Genomic DNA, 14,556 nt, shown 5'->3' on the forward strand with positions numbered 1-14,556 from the left:
GTCAGGACGGCGGGAGGTCCCAGGCGCGCGCGCCGCCCACGAGGGCGGCCGAGTTGGGCACGATGACGACGTCGTCGCCCAGCCTGGCCAGTGCCGACGGCGTGATGCAGCGGGCGTTGCCGCCGCCGATGTACAGCCGGTCCCAGTGGAAGACCGGCCGCAGCCCGTCGACGACGGTGACCACGCGCCGCGACCACAGCCCGTCGCCGAGCCGGCGCCGCTCGGGCTCGCCGATGTACTGGTCGTACGTGAGGCTGCGGCGCACCGGGGCGTGCGACCACTCCAGGTGCGGCGCGATGCGCCCGCCGTGGAACATCGCCGTGCCCAGGCCCGTGCCGAGCGTGATCACGAGCTCCAGGCCCGACGCCGCGACCACACCGGCGCCGTGCACCTCCGCGTCGTTCAGGACGAGGGCGGGCAGCCCGAGGCGCGCGGCCACCGCCGCCTGCATGTCGAAGCTGCTCCACGCGTCCTGGAGCGCGGGGACCACCCGGGACCGGGGTCCGGACCTGGTGATGTAGTGCGGCGTGTGCACCACGACGCCGCTGCGGATCATGCCCGGCATGCCGACCGTGACCCGTGCCGCGGCGGGCAGGTCGGTGGCGATCTTGGCGATCGTGTCGACGAGCAGCTCCGGCGGCAGCGGGTAGGGGGTCGGCACCCGGACGGGGGTCGCGTGGGCCGTGCCCGACGTGTCGAGGACGGCCGCCTTGATGCCGCCGCCGCCGCAGTCGACCGCGAGCGTGAGGGTGTCTGCCATGACGTCACTGTACGAACCCCGGCGGGGGCATCGGGGAAGATGGCTGACGTGAACGACTTCATCCGGGTCCGTCTCGACCTCGCCTACGACGGCACCGACTTCGCGGGCTGGGCTCGTCAGCCGGGCCTGCGCACCGTCGAGGGGACCCTCCAGGACGGCCTCGCCCAGGTGCTGCGGACCGAGCCGCGCGGCCTCCCGGCGCCCCGGCTCACGGTCGCCGGCCGCACCGACTCCGGCGTCCACGCCCGGGGCCAGGTGGCGCACGTCGACGTCGACCAGGAGGCCTGGGCCGCGCTGCCGGGCCGGTCCGACCGCTCGCCCGGGGCGTCGCTCGTGACCCGCCTGGGGGGCGTGCTCCCCGGCGACCTGGTCGTGCGGCGGGCCGCGCCCCCGCCCGCGGGCTTCGACGCGCGCTTCTCCGCGCTGCGCCGCCGCTACACCTACCGGATCGCCGACGACGTCGCGCTGCGCGACCCGCTGCGCCGCAGCCACGTGCTGTGGTCCCGCAAGGCGCTGGACGCCGACGCCATGGACGCCGCCGTCCGCCCGCTGACCGGGGTGCGCGACTTCGCCGCCTACTGCAAGCCGCGGCCCGGGGCGACGACCATCCGGGAGCTGCAGCGCATGGCCTGGGAGCGGCCCGCCGACGGGCCCGACGCCGGCCTCGTGGTCGCGCACGTCGTGGCCGACGCGTTCTGCCACAACATGGTGCGCGCGCTCGTCGGGGCCTCGATCGCGGTGGGGGAGGGGCGGCGTCCGGTGAGCTGGCCGGCCGACCTGCTGGCGAGCCGGCGGCGGGAGGCCGGCGTCTTCGTGGTGCCGCCCGAGGGGCTGTGCCTGGAGGAGATCGCCTACCCGGCGGACGCCGAGCTCGCGGCGCGGGCCGATGCGGTCAAGGCGAAGCGGATGGACGAGGACGTCTGGGACGACCAGGTGGCGGCGAAGTAGAACGCTGGCGAGACAGAACCGCTGGTCGAGCTCGTCGAGACCGCAGCAGGGTCTCGACGAGCTCGACCAGCGGGTGGTGGCTCTCGACAGCGGATGTGCTCGCCGGAGCGTTACGTAGGCGAAGGGCCTCAGGGCTCCTCGACCCAGTGGACCGCGGCCTCCTCGGCGCTCGCCCCCGCGCCGTCGATGCCCGCGTCCGTGCCGTACAGGTCGTTCTGCCGGTCGCCGTCCTCGGCGGCATAGCTGCCGGGGTCCGCGTCGGGGTCGGACACGAGCCGGCCGGCACGCGACGTGTCGGCACGGTCCAGCGGGTCCTCCTGCCAGACGTCCGGCTCCTCCTCGCTGAGGCGCTGGTCCATCGACTCGCCCTGCCGCTCCTCCCACGAGGTCTCGCCCCAGTGGTTCGAGCGCGGACGGTCCGGCGGGGAGTAGCCCTCGTCGAGGAAGTCCTTGGGACCACGGCTGTACAGGGTGTCCTCGGTCGGGAGCTGGTCGGTGTCGCCCTCGGCGATACCGTCCGGTCCAGGCATGGTGGCTGGGGTTTCCTCGGTCATGGTCCTACCGTGACACCAGTTCGGCGCAGACGCCAGAGTGCCGGGGTCGGAGTGCCGCAGTGGCGAACCTCATGCCCGGGAACGGCACGGTGGTGCGCCTACGCTTTGACCCCCGGGGAAACTGCCAGGTACTCTAATGAGTCGTTGTGCTTTGTCACGACGTCCTGCGACGGCACCGAGCCCACTCGAGTGCCGACGACCGGCCCGGACGTCATTCTGACCCCCGCGCACAACGACCTGACTCATCGGGCGCCGCTTCTCGCCCGACGACACCGCAAACGAAAAGGTTACGAACCGTGCGTACGTACACCCCCAAGCCCGGCGACGTCCAGCGCGACTGGTACGTCGTCGACGCGACCGACGTCGTCCTGGGCCGCCTGGCAAGCCAGGTCGCAACCCTGCTGCGCGGGAAGCACAAGCCGACCTTCGCCCCGCACGTCGACGGCGGTGACTTCGTCATCGTCATCAACGCGGACAAGGTCGCGCTGAGCGGCAACAAGCGCGAGACCAAGCTGGCTTACCGCCACTCGGGCTACCCGGGCGGTCTCACGGCCACCCCGTACGGCGAGCTCCTGGACACCAAGCCGGAGCGCGCCATCGAGAAGGCCGTGCGCGGCATGATCCCCAAGACCTCGCTCGGTCGGACGCAGATGACCCACCTGAAGGTCTACGCAGGCTCTGAGCACCCGCACACGGCGCAGCAGGCCAAGCCGTTCGAGATCACCCAGGTTTCGCAGCAGGCCTGAGGCCGCTGCCGGATCGCAACGCGAAGGACGCGAGGACATCACAGTGGCCGAGACCACCGTCGAATTCGAGCAGGGCGCCGAGGCGCCCAGCAACTACACCACCGAGACTTCCGCGCCGGCGACGCGCGGTTCGTCCATCACCGCCCCGGGCCAGGCCCTCGGGCGCCGCAAGGAGGCCGTGGCGCGCGTGCGCCTCGTCCCCGGCACCGGCACCTGGAAGATCAACGGCCGCACCCTCGAGGACTACTTCCCGAACAAGGTGCACCAGCAGCTGGTCAACTCGCCGCTGAACCTGGTCGAGGTCGAGGGCCGCTTCGACGTCATCGCCCGCATCACGGGTGGCGGCACGTCGGGTCAGGCCGGTGCGCTGCGCCTGGGCATCGCCCGTGCGCTGAACGCCATCGACGAGGACGCGAACCGCGCCGAGCTCAAGAAGGCCGGCTTCCTCACGCGTGACGACCGCAAGGTCGAGCGCAAGAAGGCCGGTCTCAAGAAGGCCCGCAAGGCTCCGCAGTACTCCAAGCGCTGATCAGAGCGCTTGGCCGGGTGGCCCCGCCGGACAGTGTCGAACTGTTCAGCGGGGCCACCTGCATTTGCAGGGGCCAGAGAGCGGAACCGGCACCCGCCGGCGCCCACTACGGTGGGATCGGGAACGAGCTGAGGAGAACGTGCATGGGCAGGCTGTTCGGCACCGACGGAGTTCGGGGCCTCGCCAACAAGGACATCACCGCGGAGCTGGCGCTGGAGCTGGGCGCCGCCGCGGCCCGGGTCCTGACCGCGCAGGGTGAGCTGCTGGGCCCGCGACCGCGGGCCGTCGTCGGGCGGGACACGCGGGCGTCCGGGGAGTTCCTGGCCGGGGCGGTCGCCGCCGGTCTGGCCTCCGCGGGCGTGGACGTGGTGATGCTGAACGTGCTGCCGACGCCGGCGCTGGCGTACCTGGTGACGGAGCTGGAGGCCGACCTCGGCGTCATGGTCTCCGCCTCGCACAACCCGATGCCGGACAACGGCATCAAGTTCTTCGCCCGGGGCGGGCTCAAGCTCGACGACGCCGTCGAGGACGCGATCCAGGCGACGCTCGGGGACGACTGGGAGCGCCCGACGGGCGCCGACGTCGGCCGCATCCGCACCGACGGCCAGGCGGCCGCCGAGCGCTACGTGCGGCACCTGACCGACAGCGTCGGCACCACCCCGGACCACCGGCCGCTCGAGGGCCTGCGCATCGCGCTGGACTGCGCGAACGGCGCGGCGAGCGAGGTCGGCCCGGAGGCGCTGCGCGCCGCGGGCGCGGACGTCGTGGTGATGAACGCCAGCCCCGACGGCCGGAACATCAACGAGAAGTGCGGCTCGACGCACCCGGAGCAGCTCCAGGCCGTCGTCGTGGCCTCGGAGGCCGACTTCGGCGTCGCGTTCGACGGCGACGCCGACCGCTGCCTCGCCGTCGACCACACCGGCAAGATCGTGGACGGCGACCAGATCCTCGGCATCCTGGCCACCGCGCTCAAGGAGGAGGGCCGCCTGCCGGGCGACACCCTCGTGGTCACGGTGATGAGCAACCTCGGACTCATCCTGGCGATGCGGGAGCGGGGCATCACGACGGTGCAGACCGCCGTCGGCGACCGGTACGTGCTGGAGGAGATGCGCGCCAAGGGCTACGGCCTGGGCGGCGAGCAGTCCGGCCACATCATCCTGGCCGAGCACGCCACCACCGGCGACGGCGTCCTGTCGGCGCTCCACCTCGCTGCCCGGGTCAAGGCCTCGGGCAAGCGCCTGGGTGATCTTGCGGGTGAGATCGAGCGCCTGCCGCAGACGCTCGTCAACGTCCGCGGCGTGGACAAGTCGCGTGCCGGTACGGACGAGGGCGTGCAGTCCGCGGTGGCCGACGCGACCGCGCGGCTCGGCGACACCGGCCGGGTGCTCCTGCGGCAGTCCGGTACGGAACCGCTGGTCCGCGTCATGGTCGAGGCCCCGGCGCAGGACGAGGCGGACAAGGTGGCCGAGGACCTCGCCGCCGTCGTGCGGGAGCGGCTCGCGCTCTGACGTGAACGGCCCGTGAAACCTTGGGAAGCGGGGTTGTCCCAGGGGGTCCCCTGATGCGTTTCAGGGGGCCCCCTTGCGTACTCTGGCAGTAGGCACTATGAGGTGCCCCTCTACGCCCCCTGGGCGCCGCCCTGAGCTTGTCGAAGGGTGGTGCCCGGCCGAGACTTCCCGAGGTCCCGTGCTCGAACTCATCTCCACCGTCCTGAGCGCCACCGAGGCCTGGATCCTCGCGATGGCCGCCTCACCGTGGATCTACCCGGCCATGTTCGCCTTCGCGACGATCGACGGGTTCTTCCCGCCGCTGCCGAGCGAGTCCGTGGTCATCACGCTCACCGTGTCGGCGCACAGCACCGGCACGCCCTGGATGTGGCTGGTGCTGATCGCGGCGGCGGCCGGTGCCTGGGTGGGGGACCAGATCGCCTACCAGATCGGCAAGATGATCGGCACGGACCGCGTTCCGTTCCTGCGCTCGGCCCGGGGCCGCCGGGCCGTGGACTGGGCGGAGCGGGCGCTGACCCGCCGCGGCGCGTCCTTCATCCTCGCGGCGCGCTACGTGCCGATCGGCCGCGTGGCCGTGAACATGACGGCGGGCGCCGTCGGCTACCCGCGGCGCCGGTTCATGTTCATCGCCGCGATCGCGGCGGTCATGTGGGCCCTGTACTCCGCGGGCATCGGCCTGGTCGCGGCCCAGTGGCTCGGGCACGAGCCGCTGCTGGCGATCGTGATCGGCGTCGTCCTGGGCGTCGCGATGGGCTTCATCGTGGACAAGGTCGTGGGCTGGTTCTCCCACCGGCACCTCGACGAGGACGCGGACGGCGAGGCCGGCCCGGACGGCGAGAAGGTCGCCGTCCCGGCGGGCGCCACGGAGATGGTCCGCGAGTACGTCCACCGGGTCGACGACGCGGACAGGTCCGCGAACGAGCGCTGACCCGCTAGAGCTTGCGCAGCCGGACCCGCTGCACCGCGTGGTCCGAGCCCTTGGTCAGCACCAGCGTGGCGCGGCCGCGCGTCGGCAGGATGTTCTTCTCCAGGTTCGGCGCGTTGATGGACTCCCAGATCGAGAGCGCCTTGTCCGTGGCCTCCTGGTCGGAGAGCGACGCGTACCGCTTGAAGTAGGAGTCCGGCTTGGTGAACGCCGTGCGGCGCAGCTCCAGGAACCGTTCCACGTACCACTGCCGGATGTTCCGGGTGCGGGCGTCCACGTAGATCGAGAAGTCGAAGAAGTCGCTCACCGCGACGGTCGACTCGTCGACGGAGGACGGCCGCGCCGGCTGCAGCACGTTCAGGCCCTCGACGATGAGCACGTCGGGCTTGCGGACGACGACCTCCAGCTCGGGCACGATGTCGTAGATCACGTGCGAGTACACCGGCGCGCGCACCTCGGTCTGCCCCGCCTTGATGCGGGACAGGAACCGGATGAGGGCCCGCCGGTCGTACGACTCCGGGAAGCCCTTGCGCTCCATCAGGCCGCGCCGTTCGAGCTCCGCGTTCGGGTACAGGAACCCGTCGGTCGTGATGAGCTCGACGCGCGGCGTCTCGGGCCAGCGGGCGAGCATCTCGCGCAGCACGCGCGCCGTCGTCGACTTGCCGACGGCCACCGAGCCGGCCACGCCGATCACGTAGGGGGTGCGGGGCGGGTCCTCGTGCAGAAAGGTCGAGGTCGCGTCGTGCAGGCCGCCGGTGGCCTGCACGTAGAGGTTGAGCAGTCGCGACAGAGGGCGGTAGATCGCGTCGACCTCGGCGAGGTCGATCGGGTCACCGAGTCCGCGCAGGCGCTCGACGTCGTCGTCGGTCAGCGGCAGCGGGGTGGACGCCGACAGGCGGCTCCAGGCCGCCCTGTCGAGATCCACGTAGGGCGAGGACGGGGCGAGGGCGAGCAGGTGCTCCCCGAGGTCCGTCGTCGAGAACTGTGAAACCACCTGCAGCATTGTGCCCCACCCGCGGCACGGATCGGCGTCGTCCGAGGCCGGAGGGGTCCTGGAGGTGATGCCGAGGGTGAGATACGGGCCCTGTGAGCCCAGTCATGGGGGCGCACCCGAACGCTCGTTAGACTCGCCCGCATGTGTGGGATCGTCGGTTACACCGGAACTGCTGCGTCTATCGCGGACGGCATCGCCTCGGGCGCCGCCTCGCCGTCTGGCACGCCCCTTGACGTGGCCATCGAGGGGCTGCGCCGCCTCGAGTACCGCGGCTACGACTCGGCGGGCGTGGCGCTCGTCGCGCCCGGCCTGGACGGGGTCGCGTGGGCCAAGAAGTCGGGCAAGCTCGCCAACCTGATCGAGGTGCTCGACCAGGACCCGCTCCCGGAGGCGACCGCCGCGATCGGCCACACCCGCTGGGCGACGCACGGCGGCCCCACCGACGCGAACGCCCACCCGCACCTGGCCGACGGCGACCGCCTTGCCGTCATCCACAACGGCATCGTCGAGAACTTCGCGCAGCTCAAGGCCGAGCTGCTGGCCGACGGCGTGGTGTTCCGCTCCGAGACCGACACCGAGGTGGCCGCCCACCTCGTGGCCAAGGCGTACCGCGAGACGGGCGACCTGACCGCCGCCATGACCGCCGCCGCCGGCCGCCTGGAAGGCACCTTCACGCTGCTCGCCGTGCACGCCGACGCCCCCGAGACCGTGGTGGGCGCCCGCCACGACTCCCCGCTGGTGGTGGGGCTCGGCGAGGGCGAGAACTTCCTGGGCTCCGACGTCGCCGCGTTCATCGCGCACACCAAGGAGGCCCTGGAGCTCGGCCAGGACCAGGTCGTCACCATCACGCCCACGTCGGTCTCGGTGACGGACTTCGACGGCAAGCCCGCCGAGGCCAAGCGCTACACCGTGGACTGGGACGCCGCTGCCGCCGAGAAGGGCGGCTTCGACTCCTTCATGGACAAGGAGATCCACGACCAGCCGCAGGCCGTGGCCGACACGCTGCTCGGCCGGACCGACGCCGCGGGCGCGCTCGTGCTGGACGACCTGCGCATCGACGAGTCGATCCTGCGCGCGGTGAACAAGATCATCGTGATCGCGTGCGGTACCGCCGCCTACTCCGGGCACGTGGCGAAGTACGCGATCGAGCACTGGTGCCGCATCCCCGTCGAGGTCGAGCTGGCGCACGAGTTCCGGTACCGCGACCCGATCGTCGACGAGCGCACCCTGGTGGTCGCCGTGACGCAGTCCGGCGAGACCATGGACACCCTGATGGCCGTGCGGCACGCGCGCGAGCAGGGCGCCAAGGTGATCTCGATCGTGAACACCCACGGCTCCACGATCCCGCGCGAGTCCGACGCCGTGCTCTACACGCACGCCGGCCCCGAGATCGCCGTCGCCTCCACCAAGGCGTTCCTGGCGCAGATCACCGCCGCCTACGTGCTGGGCCTGTACCTCGCCCAGCTCCGCGGCAACAAGTTCCCCGACGAGATCGCAACGCTGCTCGACGAGCTGCGGGCCATGCCGCGCAAGATCCAGACCGTCATCGAGCGCGGCGAGTACGTGCGCGCGACCGCCCGGTCCATGGAGAAGTCGGACAAGGTGCTGTTCCTGGGGCGGCACGTCGGCTTCCCGGTGGCCCTGGAGGGTGCGCTCAAGCTCAAGGAGCTCGCGTACATCCACGCCGAGGGCTTCGCCGCCGGCGAGCTCAAGCACGGCCCGATCGCGCTGATCGACGAGGGCCAGCCCGTGTTCGTCGTGGTGCCCTCGCCGCGCGGGCGCGACTCCCTGCACTCGAAGGTCATCTCCAACATCCAGGAGATCCGGGCGCGCGGCGCCCGCACCCTCGTGATCGCGGAGGACGGCGACGACGAGGTGCGCAAGTACGCCGACGAGATCTTCTGGATCCCGCAGGCGCCCACGCTGCTCCAGCCGCTGCTGGCCGTGGTGCCGCTGCAGATCTTCGCGATGGCGCTCGCCACCGCGAAGGGCCTGGACGTGGACCAGCCGCGCAACCTCGCCAAGTCGGTCACGGTCGAGTAAGGACGCCGGCCCGGCTGTGGCACGCTCGTCGGCGTGGAACTTCAGAAGCTCTCCGACGAGGTCGAGATCATCAGCCGGGCCTACGCCCGCATCCACGGGCTGGAACGCACCGACGACTGGCTCCTGCTCAAGCTCCACGAGGAGATCGGGGAGCTCACCCAGGCGTTCCTCAACCTTTCCGGCCGCTCGCGCGACCGGGGCCTGACCGACGACGAGGTGCGGGACGCGTTCCGGGGCGAGGTCGCGGACGCCCTGGGGCAGCTGCTGCTCGTGGCCCGGCGGTTCGACGTGGACCTGGCCGAGGAGCTGGACCGCAAGTGGTTCCGCTGGCAGCACCTGGTCCGGCCGGAGGACACGGCGGGGATCCGGGACGCTGGTACTGATGCCGGGGGTGCCGGTGTCGCTGGTCCCGGTGTCGGTGGTCCCGTCTAGGGTCTGATCCGGGCGGGCCGCCGTGGCCTCCCAGGAGAGGAGCGCCGGTGGCGTACGTAGAGGTCGACGGGGTCCAGGTGCACTACGTGGAGCACGGGCCGCCGTCCGGCGGCGGGGTGCGTACGGCGGTGCTGGTCCACGGGTTCCCGGTGGACCACCGGCTCATGACCGGCGCGTTCGAGCCGGTCTTCGCGGGGCGTGCGGGCTGGCGTCGCGTGTACGTGGACCTGCCGGGAATGGGCCGCACGACGGCGCCCGCCGTGGCGAGCACCGACGACGTCTTCCGGATCCTGCGCGGCGCCGTCCGGGCCCTGGTGCCCGACGGCGGCTACGTGGTGGTCGGGCAGTCGTACGGCGGGTATCTCGCGCGGGGGCTGGCCGCCGCCGACCCCGACCGCGTGGCCGGAATGGCCGCCGTCGTGACGGTGGTCGACCCGCGCCACGAGCTGCGGCACGTCCCGGAGCGCCAGGTGCTGGTGCGGGAGCCCGCGCTGCTGACCCGGGTGGGCGCCGAGGCGCTCGACGCGGAGGAGGTGCTGGTGGTGCAGACCGAGGAGACCTGGGAGCGGGCGCGCCGGGACGTCGACCCGGGGCTCGCCGCCGCCGACCCCGAGGCGGTCGCGCGGATCCAGGCGAGCTACTCCGGGACGTTCCCCGTGGAACCGGCGTCGTTCGACAAGCCGGTCCTGATCCTCGTGGGCCGCCAGGACTCGACGACGGGCTACCGCGACGCATGGGACCTGGTGGAGCGTTACCCGCGGGCGACCTTCGCCGTGCTGGACCGCGCGGGACACGCCCTGGACATCGAGCAGCGCGGACTGTTCGAGGCGCTCGTGGGGGAGTGGCTGGACCGCGTCGAGGAGGCGACCCCGGCCTGAGCCGGGGCGCCTCGGGCGACGGCGATCAGCTCGACACCGCGACGAACACCAGCAGCGTGACGATCGCGGCGATCACGACGCCGAAGACGGCGACCATGATCACGGGGAAGGGGAGCTTGTCGTCGTCCTCCGGCATGGCAACCTCCTACGCGCGAAAGGTGGCGACCTGCCGGTACGGAGCAGGTGCCACCTTTACCTTTGCATTACGAGGGTATGGTGCCTCAAAACGGGCATCCCTCGCAAGACCCCGGTGTGAAGCGGCTGACCTGCGGTTTTGTCCGCACGGAGCGCTCCGGGGCCGGGGCGCGGCGGGCGCGGGATCTAGGCTGTGCCCATGATCATCGGCACCGGCATCGACGTGGTCGACGTGGACCGGTTCATGGAGACCCTCGACCGCACGCCCCGGCTGCGGGAAAAGCTGTTCACCGAGGCCGAGCGGGAGCTGCCGGCGGCGTCCCTGGCCGCCCGGTTCGCCGCGAAGGAGGCCATCGCCAAGTCGCTCGGCGCCCCGGGCAACCTGCGGTGGCACGACGTCACGGTGCACCGCACGGTGGGCGGCCCGCCCCGGATCGACGCGAGCGGCACCGTCGCCGCCCGCGCCGCCGAGCTCGGGGTGCGCACGTGGCACATCACGATCTCGCACGACGCCGGGATCGCGTCGGCGATGGTCATCGCTGAGGGCTGATCCTGCTGTCAGACCCACAGTTCACCCGGGTGATCCGTGGGTCTGACAGCTTGGGTTACTGGAGCTCCGGGATGACCTGCTTCTCGAAGAGCTCCAGGCCGCTGGTGTCGTAGGCCGCCTCCTGGAAGTACGTGATCGCGTACTCCAGGCCGCGCGCGCCCATGCCCTGCAGCCGCTCGACGATCTGCTCCGGCGTGCCGACCAGGAGCCCGCCCCGCCAGTTCGTGATCTCCCGGTCCGCCTTGCCGGGCACCGACTTGCGCAGGTGCGCCTCGATCCAGTCCAGCCGCTCGGCGACCTCGGCGTCGTTCTCGCCGATCACCACGTTGTAGTTCGTGGACCGCGTGATCTCGCCGAAGTCCCGCCCCACGTCCTTGCAGTGCGCCTCGAGCACGCCCGACTTGTGGGTGAAGCCCTCGGGCGACCCGTCGAAGTTGGTGTACTGCGCGTGCTGCGCGGCGATGCGCAGCGTCTTCTGCTCGCCGCCGCCCGCGATCCACAGGGGGATGGACGGGACCTCGGCGCCGCCGTCGCCCACCGGGAGCTGCTGCAGCGGCTGCGGGTAGCAGAGCGCGCCGTCGACCTGGTAGCGCTTGCCCTCGAAGGTGCCCGAGGAACCGGTGCGCCACATGCTCGACATGATCTGCACGCCCTCGTCGAGCGCGCGCAGGCGCTCGCCCGCCGTGGGGAAGCCGTAGCCGTAGGCCCGCCACTCGTGCTCGTACCAGCCGGCCCCGATGCCCATCTCGATGCGCCCGCCGGAGATCGTGTCGATCGTCGAGGCGACCTTCGCCAGGTAGGTCGGCTCCCGGTAGGCCATGCAGGTGCACATCTGGCCCAGGCGGATGCGCTGGGTCGCCGCCGCGAACGCGGCCATCAGGGACCACGCCTCGTGCGTGGCCTCGGTCGAGGGCTCTGGCGTGGTGTGGAAGTGGTCGTACACCCAGGCCGACTCCCAGGCGAACTCGCCGCCGGGGACGGCCTCGCCCGCGGCCTGGTTCTCGGCGCGGTGGACGAGGGAGAGCATGGTGGCCCACTGGTCGGCGGGCGCGACGTCGACCAGGTCGAAGCGCCAGCCCTGCGGGATGAAGAGTCCGAATCGCATGGCCCGACCCTATGCCGACGACGTTCGACCAGGGGAGGGGTGGTCGAAATTGTCGGGTTTCGGTACCTCCGGTGCTGGTCGAGGCGGCAGGATGGGGCTGTGAAAGACGCGTGGAGTTCCGACGAGGTACGAAAGGCCGAGGAGCCGCTGATCGCCGCCGGCGTGCCGCTCATGGCCAGGGCCGCGTACGCGCTGGCCCGGACGGTCCTGCGGGAGGTGGCGGCCCGTCCTGCCGGGAACCGTACGACCCGCCCGGCCGGTCGCCCTGCCGCCCGCCCGAGCGGCGTCCGCCTGCGGGGGAGCCTCGGCTCCGACGGCCTGCCCGGTACGGCCCGGGTGCGGCCCGCCCGCTCGGCAGAGACCCGCGGCGACGTGCGCGGCGCGCGCGCCCTGCTCCTCGTCGGCCCCGGCAACAACGGCGGCGACACCCTGTACGCCGGTGCGCACCTGGCGCGCCGGGGGATGTCGGTCACCGCGGTCCTCGTGTCCGCCCGCGCCCACGAGGAGGGCCTCGCGGCGTTCGAGGCCGCCGGCGGGCACGTGCAGCGGCTCGCCGACGTCCGGGTCCCGACCGTGGTCCAGTGGGCCCGCGCGTCCGACGTCGTGCTGGACGGCCTGGTCGGCGTCGGCGCCCGCGGCGCCCTGCGGCCGCCCGCCGGCGGCCTGGTCCGCGCCCTCGTCGAGGCCCGCGAGGCGGCCGGCCGCCGCTGGCCGTACACGGTCGCCGTGGACATCCCCAGTGGCATCGGCGTGGACGACGGCGTGGTGCCCGGCCCGGTGCTGCCCGCGGACCGCACGGTCACGTTCGGCGCGCTCAAGGCCGGGCTGCTGCTGCCCCCGGCGGCCCAGCTCGCCGGCACGGTCGAGCTGGTCGACATCGGCTTCCCCGACGTCTCGGTCACCGACCACTGGGCCGGCGCGGCCCAGCGCGTCACCCTCGGCCGGCACGCGATGCCCGGCACCGACACCGGCTCCGGCCGCGTGCGGCGCCTGGAGCCCGCCGACGTCGCCGCCCTCTGGCCCGCGCCCACCGCGCGCGACCACAAGTACACGCGCGGCGTCGTCGGGGTGGTCGCGGGCACGAGCACCTACCCGGGCGCGGCCGTGCTGGCCACGTCCGGCGCCGTGCGCGCCGGGGCCGGCATGGTGCGCTACCTCGGCCCCGAGGACGTCGGCACCCGCGTGCTGCTGGCCCGGCCCGAGGTGGTCGTGGCGGGCGGCCGCGTCCAGGCGTGGGTGCTGGGTCCCGGGCTCCCTGCCTTCGACCCGGAGGAGGGGCCCGACGACGACGGCCAGGCGCGTCGCGTCTTCGGGGCGCTCGCGGCGGTGACCGGCGTGCTGTCCGAGGACGTGACCGGCGGCCGGATGCCCGCCGTGATCGACGCGGGCGCGCTCACCATGCTGGAGCACCGGCTCCCGGCCTGGGCGGTGCTGACGCCCCACGCCGGCGAGCTGGCGGAGCTGCTGCAGGGCCTCGGGCACGAGGCCGACCGCGCGGCGGTCGAGGCGCGGCCTCTGCACTGGGCCCGCACCGCGCACCAGGCGACCGGCGCGACCGTGCTGCTCAAGGGTGCGGTCACGGTCGTGGCCGGCCCCGGCGGCGCCTACGCGCAGGCGGACGCCCCGCCGTGGACGGCGACCGCGGGCGCGGGCGACGTCCTGGCCGGGATCCTCGGCACGCTCCTGGCCGGCCGCTCCGCCGACGTGGTCGCGGACGAGACCCTCGCGGCCCGCCTTGCGGCGGCCGCCGTGCTGGTGCACGGCCGGGCCGCGGCGCGCGCGTCGGCGGGCGGGCCGGTCGCCGCGCTGGAGATCGCCCGCGCGGTGCCCGCGGTGATCGCCGAGCTCCTGGGCTGAGGGCGCCCACGACGGCGGGGCGGGCCGGGCGGCCCGCCCCGCCGCGGCTCCCGCCGTCGGCCCGGCTCGCCGCGCCCCCGCCGGCGGCCGGCCCCGCTAGGCTGGCCCGTGATGAGTCAACGTGTCGTCGCCTGGGGGCAGGAGCTCCGCGAGATCCACCGGCGGCTGCGCGACGCCCTCGGCGTCGCACGAGCCGCCGTCGAGGACGGCGCGTCCGGCCCTGCGGCGACCCGCGACCTCCAGCTCTACTGCGTCGGGTTCTGCGCCGCCCTGACGGGGCACCACCGCGCCGAGGACGCCACGCTGTTCGACGTCGTGCTGACCGCCCGGCCGGACCTCGCGCCCGTGGTCGCCGACCTCAAGCGGGACCACTCCATGCTCGACCACCTCCTGGGCGAGCTGGAGCGCGCCGCGCTGTCCGGCGAGGACCGGGACGTGCTGCTGCGGCACCTGGACGGCATCGACGCCGTCATGGAGACGCACTTCCGGTACGAGGAGAAGAAGCTCGTCCCCGTGCTCGACGACGCCGACCGGCCGGCGTCCGACGCGCAGGCGCTGCTCGGCCCGCTGGCCTGACGCCACCCTCTGCCGA

The 14,556-nt window shown here is 73.0% G+C and carries 15 protein-coding genes; 11 read left to right on the plus strand and 4 right to left on the minus strand.

The genetic code is table 11. The features are described 5' to 3' along the window. Nucleotide 1: 1 nt before the first annotated feature. Nucleotides 2-760 carry an ROK family protein gene (locus H291_RS0116650; RefSeq protein ID WP_020016142.1) on the minus strand — a complete coding sequence of 253 codons (759 nt, stop codon included), beginning with the start codon at nt 758-760 and terminating at the stop codon, nt 2-4. 39 nt (nt 761-799) lie between these two features. Between H291_RS0116650 and H291_RS30495 the strand changes: the two genes are divergently transcribed. Next, nucleotides 800-1,708: a tRNA pseudouridine synthase A gene (locus H291_RS30495; RefSeq protein ID WP_020016143.1), complete on the plus strand. Its 909-nt coding sequence runs from the start codon at nt 800-802 to the stop codon at nt 1,706-1,708. 128 nt (nt 1,709-1,836) lie between these two features. Here the strand turns inward: H291_RS30495 and H291_RS0116660 are convergent, their stop codons facing one another. Continuing rightward, nucleotides 1,837-2,262 (minus strand): DUF5709 domain-containing protein, encoded by a 426-nt coding sequence (locus H291_RS0116660; protein ID WP_026365836.1) that lies wholly within the window; start codon nt 2,260-2,262, stop codon nt 1,837-1,839. Between the two features lie 296 nt (nt 2,263-2,558). On the opposite strand from H291_RS0116660, the gene rplM reads away from it, so the two are divergent. The 4 genes from rplM to H291_RS0116680 all read left to right on the plus strand — a co-directional run bounded on the left by rplM (nt 2,559) and on the right by H291_RS0116680 (nt 5,973). Further along, nucleotides 2,559-3,008: a 50S ribosomal protein L13 gene (gene rplM / locus H291_RS0116665; protein WP_020016145.1), complete on the plus strand. Its 450-nt coding sequence runs from the start codon at nt 2,559-2,561 to the stop codon at nt 3,006-3,008. Between the two features lie 43 nt (nt 3,009-3,051). Beyond that, nucleotides 3,052-3,537, plus strand: a complete 486-nt coding sequence (rpsI, locus tag H291_RS0116670; protein WP_020016146.1) for a 30S ribosomal protein S9 — start codon at nt 3,052-3,054, stop codon at nt 3,535-3,537. 143 nt (nt 3,538-3,680) lie between these two features. Continuing rightward, a complete protein-coding gene (gene glmM, locus H291_RS0116675; protein WP_020016147.1) occupies nt 3,681-5,045 on the plus strand; it encodes a phosphoglucosamine mutase in 1,365 nt (454 codons plus the stop codon). Between the two features lie 178 nt (nt 5,046-5,223). Beyond that, on the plus strand, nt 5,224-5,973 hold the full coding sequence (locus H291_RS0116680; protein ID WP_020016148.1) for a DedA family protein: 750 nt from the start codon (nt 5,224-5,226) through the stop codon (nt 5,971-5,973). A gap of 4 nt (nt 5,974-5,977) precedes the next feature. On the opposite strand, the gene coaA is transcribed toward H291_RS0116680, so the two are convergent. After that, nucleotides 5,978-6,973, minus strand: coding sequence for a type I pantothenate kinase (gene coaA / locus H291_RS0116685; protein WP_020016149.1), 996 nt, complete (start codon nt 6,971-6,973; stop codon nt 5,978-5,980). A gap of 132 nt (nt 6,974-7,105) precedes the next feature. Between coaA and glmS the strand changes: the two genes are divergently transcribed. The 4 genes from glmS to H291_RS0116710 all read left to right on the plus strand — a co-directional run bounded on the left by glmS (nt 7,106) and on the right by H291_RS0116710 (nt 11,002). Further along, complete coding sequence (gene glmS, locus H291_RS0116690) at nt 7,106-9,007, plus strand: glutamine--fructose-6-phosphate transaminase (isomerizing) (protein ID WP_026365838.1); 1,902 nt, start codon at nt 7,106-7,108, stop codon at nt 9,005-9,007. A 33-nt stretch (nt 9,008-9,040) separates the two neighbouring features. Then, nucleotides 9,041-9,439 (plus strand): hypothetical protein, encoded by a 399-nt coding sequence (locus H291_RS0116695; RefSeq protein ID WP_020016151.1) that lies wholly within the window; start codon nt 9,041-9,043, stop codon nt 9,437-9,439. Between the two features lie 47 nt (nt 9,440-9,486). Then, entirely contained in the window at nt 9,487-10,317 is an 831-nt protein-coding gene (locus H291_RS0116700) for an alpha/beta fold hydrolase (RefSeq protein WP_020016152.1), read from the plus strand. Between the two features lie 334 nt (nt 10,318-10,651). Beyond that, on the plus strand, nt 10,652-11,002 hold the full coding sequence (locus H291_RS0116710) for a holo-ACP synthase (protein WP_020016154.1): 351 nt from the start codon (nt 10,652-10,654) through the stop codon (nt 11,000-11,002). Between the two features lie 55 nt (nt 11,003-11,057). On the opposite strand, the gene H291_RS0116715 is transcribed toward H291_RS0116710, so the two are convergent. Further along, nucleotides 11,058-12,107: a TIGR03560 family F420-dependent LLM class oxidoreductase gene (locus tag H291_RS0116715; protein ID WP_020016155.1), complete on the minus strand. Its 1,050-nt coding sequence runs from the start codon at nt 12,105-12,107 to the stop codon at nt 11,058-11,060. A gap of 99 nt (nt 12,108-12,206) precedes the next feature. On the opposite strand from H291_RS0116715, the gene H291_RS0116720 reads away from it, so the two are divergent. Next, nucleotides 12,207-13,964 (plus strand): bifunctional ADP-dependent NAD(P)H-hydrate dehydratase/NAD(P)H-hydrate epimerase, encoded by a 1,758-nt coding sequence (locus H291_RS0116720; RefSeq protein WP_020016156.1) that lies wholly within the window; start codon nt 12,207-12,209, stop codon nt 13,962-13,964. 111 nt (nt 13,965-14,075) lie between these two features. Beyond that, nucleotides 14,076-14,540, plus strand: a complete 465-nt coding sequence (locus tag H291_RS0116725; protein WP_020016157.1) for a hemerythrin domain-containing protein — start codon at nt 14,076-14,078, stop codon at nt 14,538-14,540. Nucleotides 14,541-14,556: the final 16 nt, after the last annotated feature.

The organism is Promicromonospora sukumoe 327MFSha3.1 (assembly GCF_000385135.1).
GTDB lineage: Bacteria > Actinomycetota > Actinomycetes > Actinomycetales > Cellulomonadaceae > Promicromonospora > Promicromonospora sukumoe_B.

Coding starts and splice junctions, on each gene's coding strand:
- H291_RS0116650 (WP_020016142.1), bottom strand. CDS start 760: ATGGCAGACACCCTCACGCTCGCGGTCGACTGCGGCGGCGGCGGCATC.
- H291_RS30495 (WP_020016143.1), top strand. CDS start 800: ATGGCTGACGTGAACGACTTCATCCGGGTCCGTCTCGACCTCGCCTAC.
- H291_RS0116660 (WP_026365836.1), bottom strand. CDS start 2,262: ATGACCGAGGAAACCCCAGCCACCATGCCTGGACCGGACGGTATCGCC.
- glmM (WP_020016147.1), top strand. CDS start 3,681: ATGGGCAGGCTGTTCGGCACCGACGGAGTTCGGGGCCTCGCCAACAAG.
- coaA (WP_020016149.1), bottom strand. CDS start 6,973: ATGCTGCAGGTGGTTTCACAGTTCTCGACGACGGACCTCGGGGAGCAC.
- glmS (WP_026365838.1), top strand. CDS start 7,106: ATGTGTGGGATCGTCGGTTACACCGGAACTGCTGCGTCTATCGCGGAC.
- H291_RS0116710 (WP_020016154.1), top strand. CDS start 10,652: ATGATCATCGGCACCGGCATCGACGTGGTCGACGTGGACCGGTTCATG.
- H291_RS0116715 (WP_020016155.1), bottom strand. CDS start 12,107: ATGCGATTCGGACTCTTCATCCCGCAGGGCTGGCGCTTCGACCTGGTC.
- H291_RS0116725 (WP_020016157.1), top strand. CDS start 14,076: ATGAGTCAACGTGTCGTCGCCTGGGGGCAGGAGCTCCGCGAGATCCAC.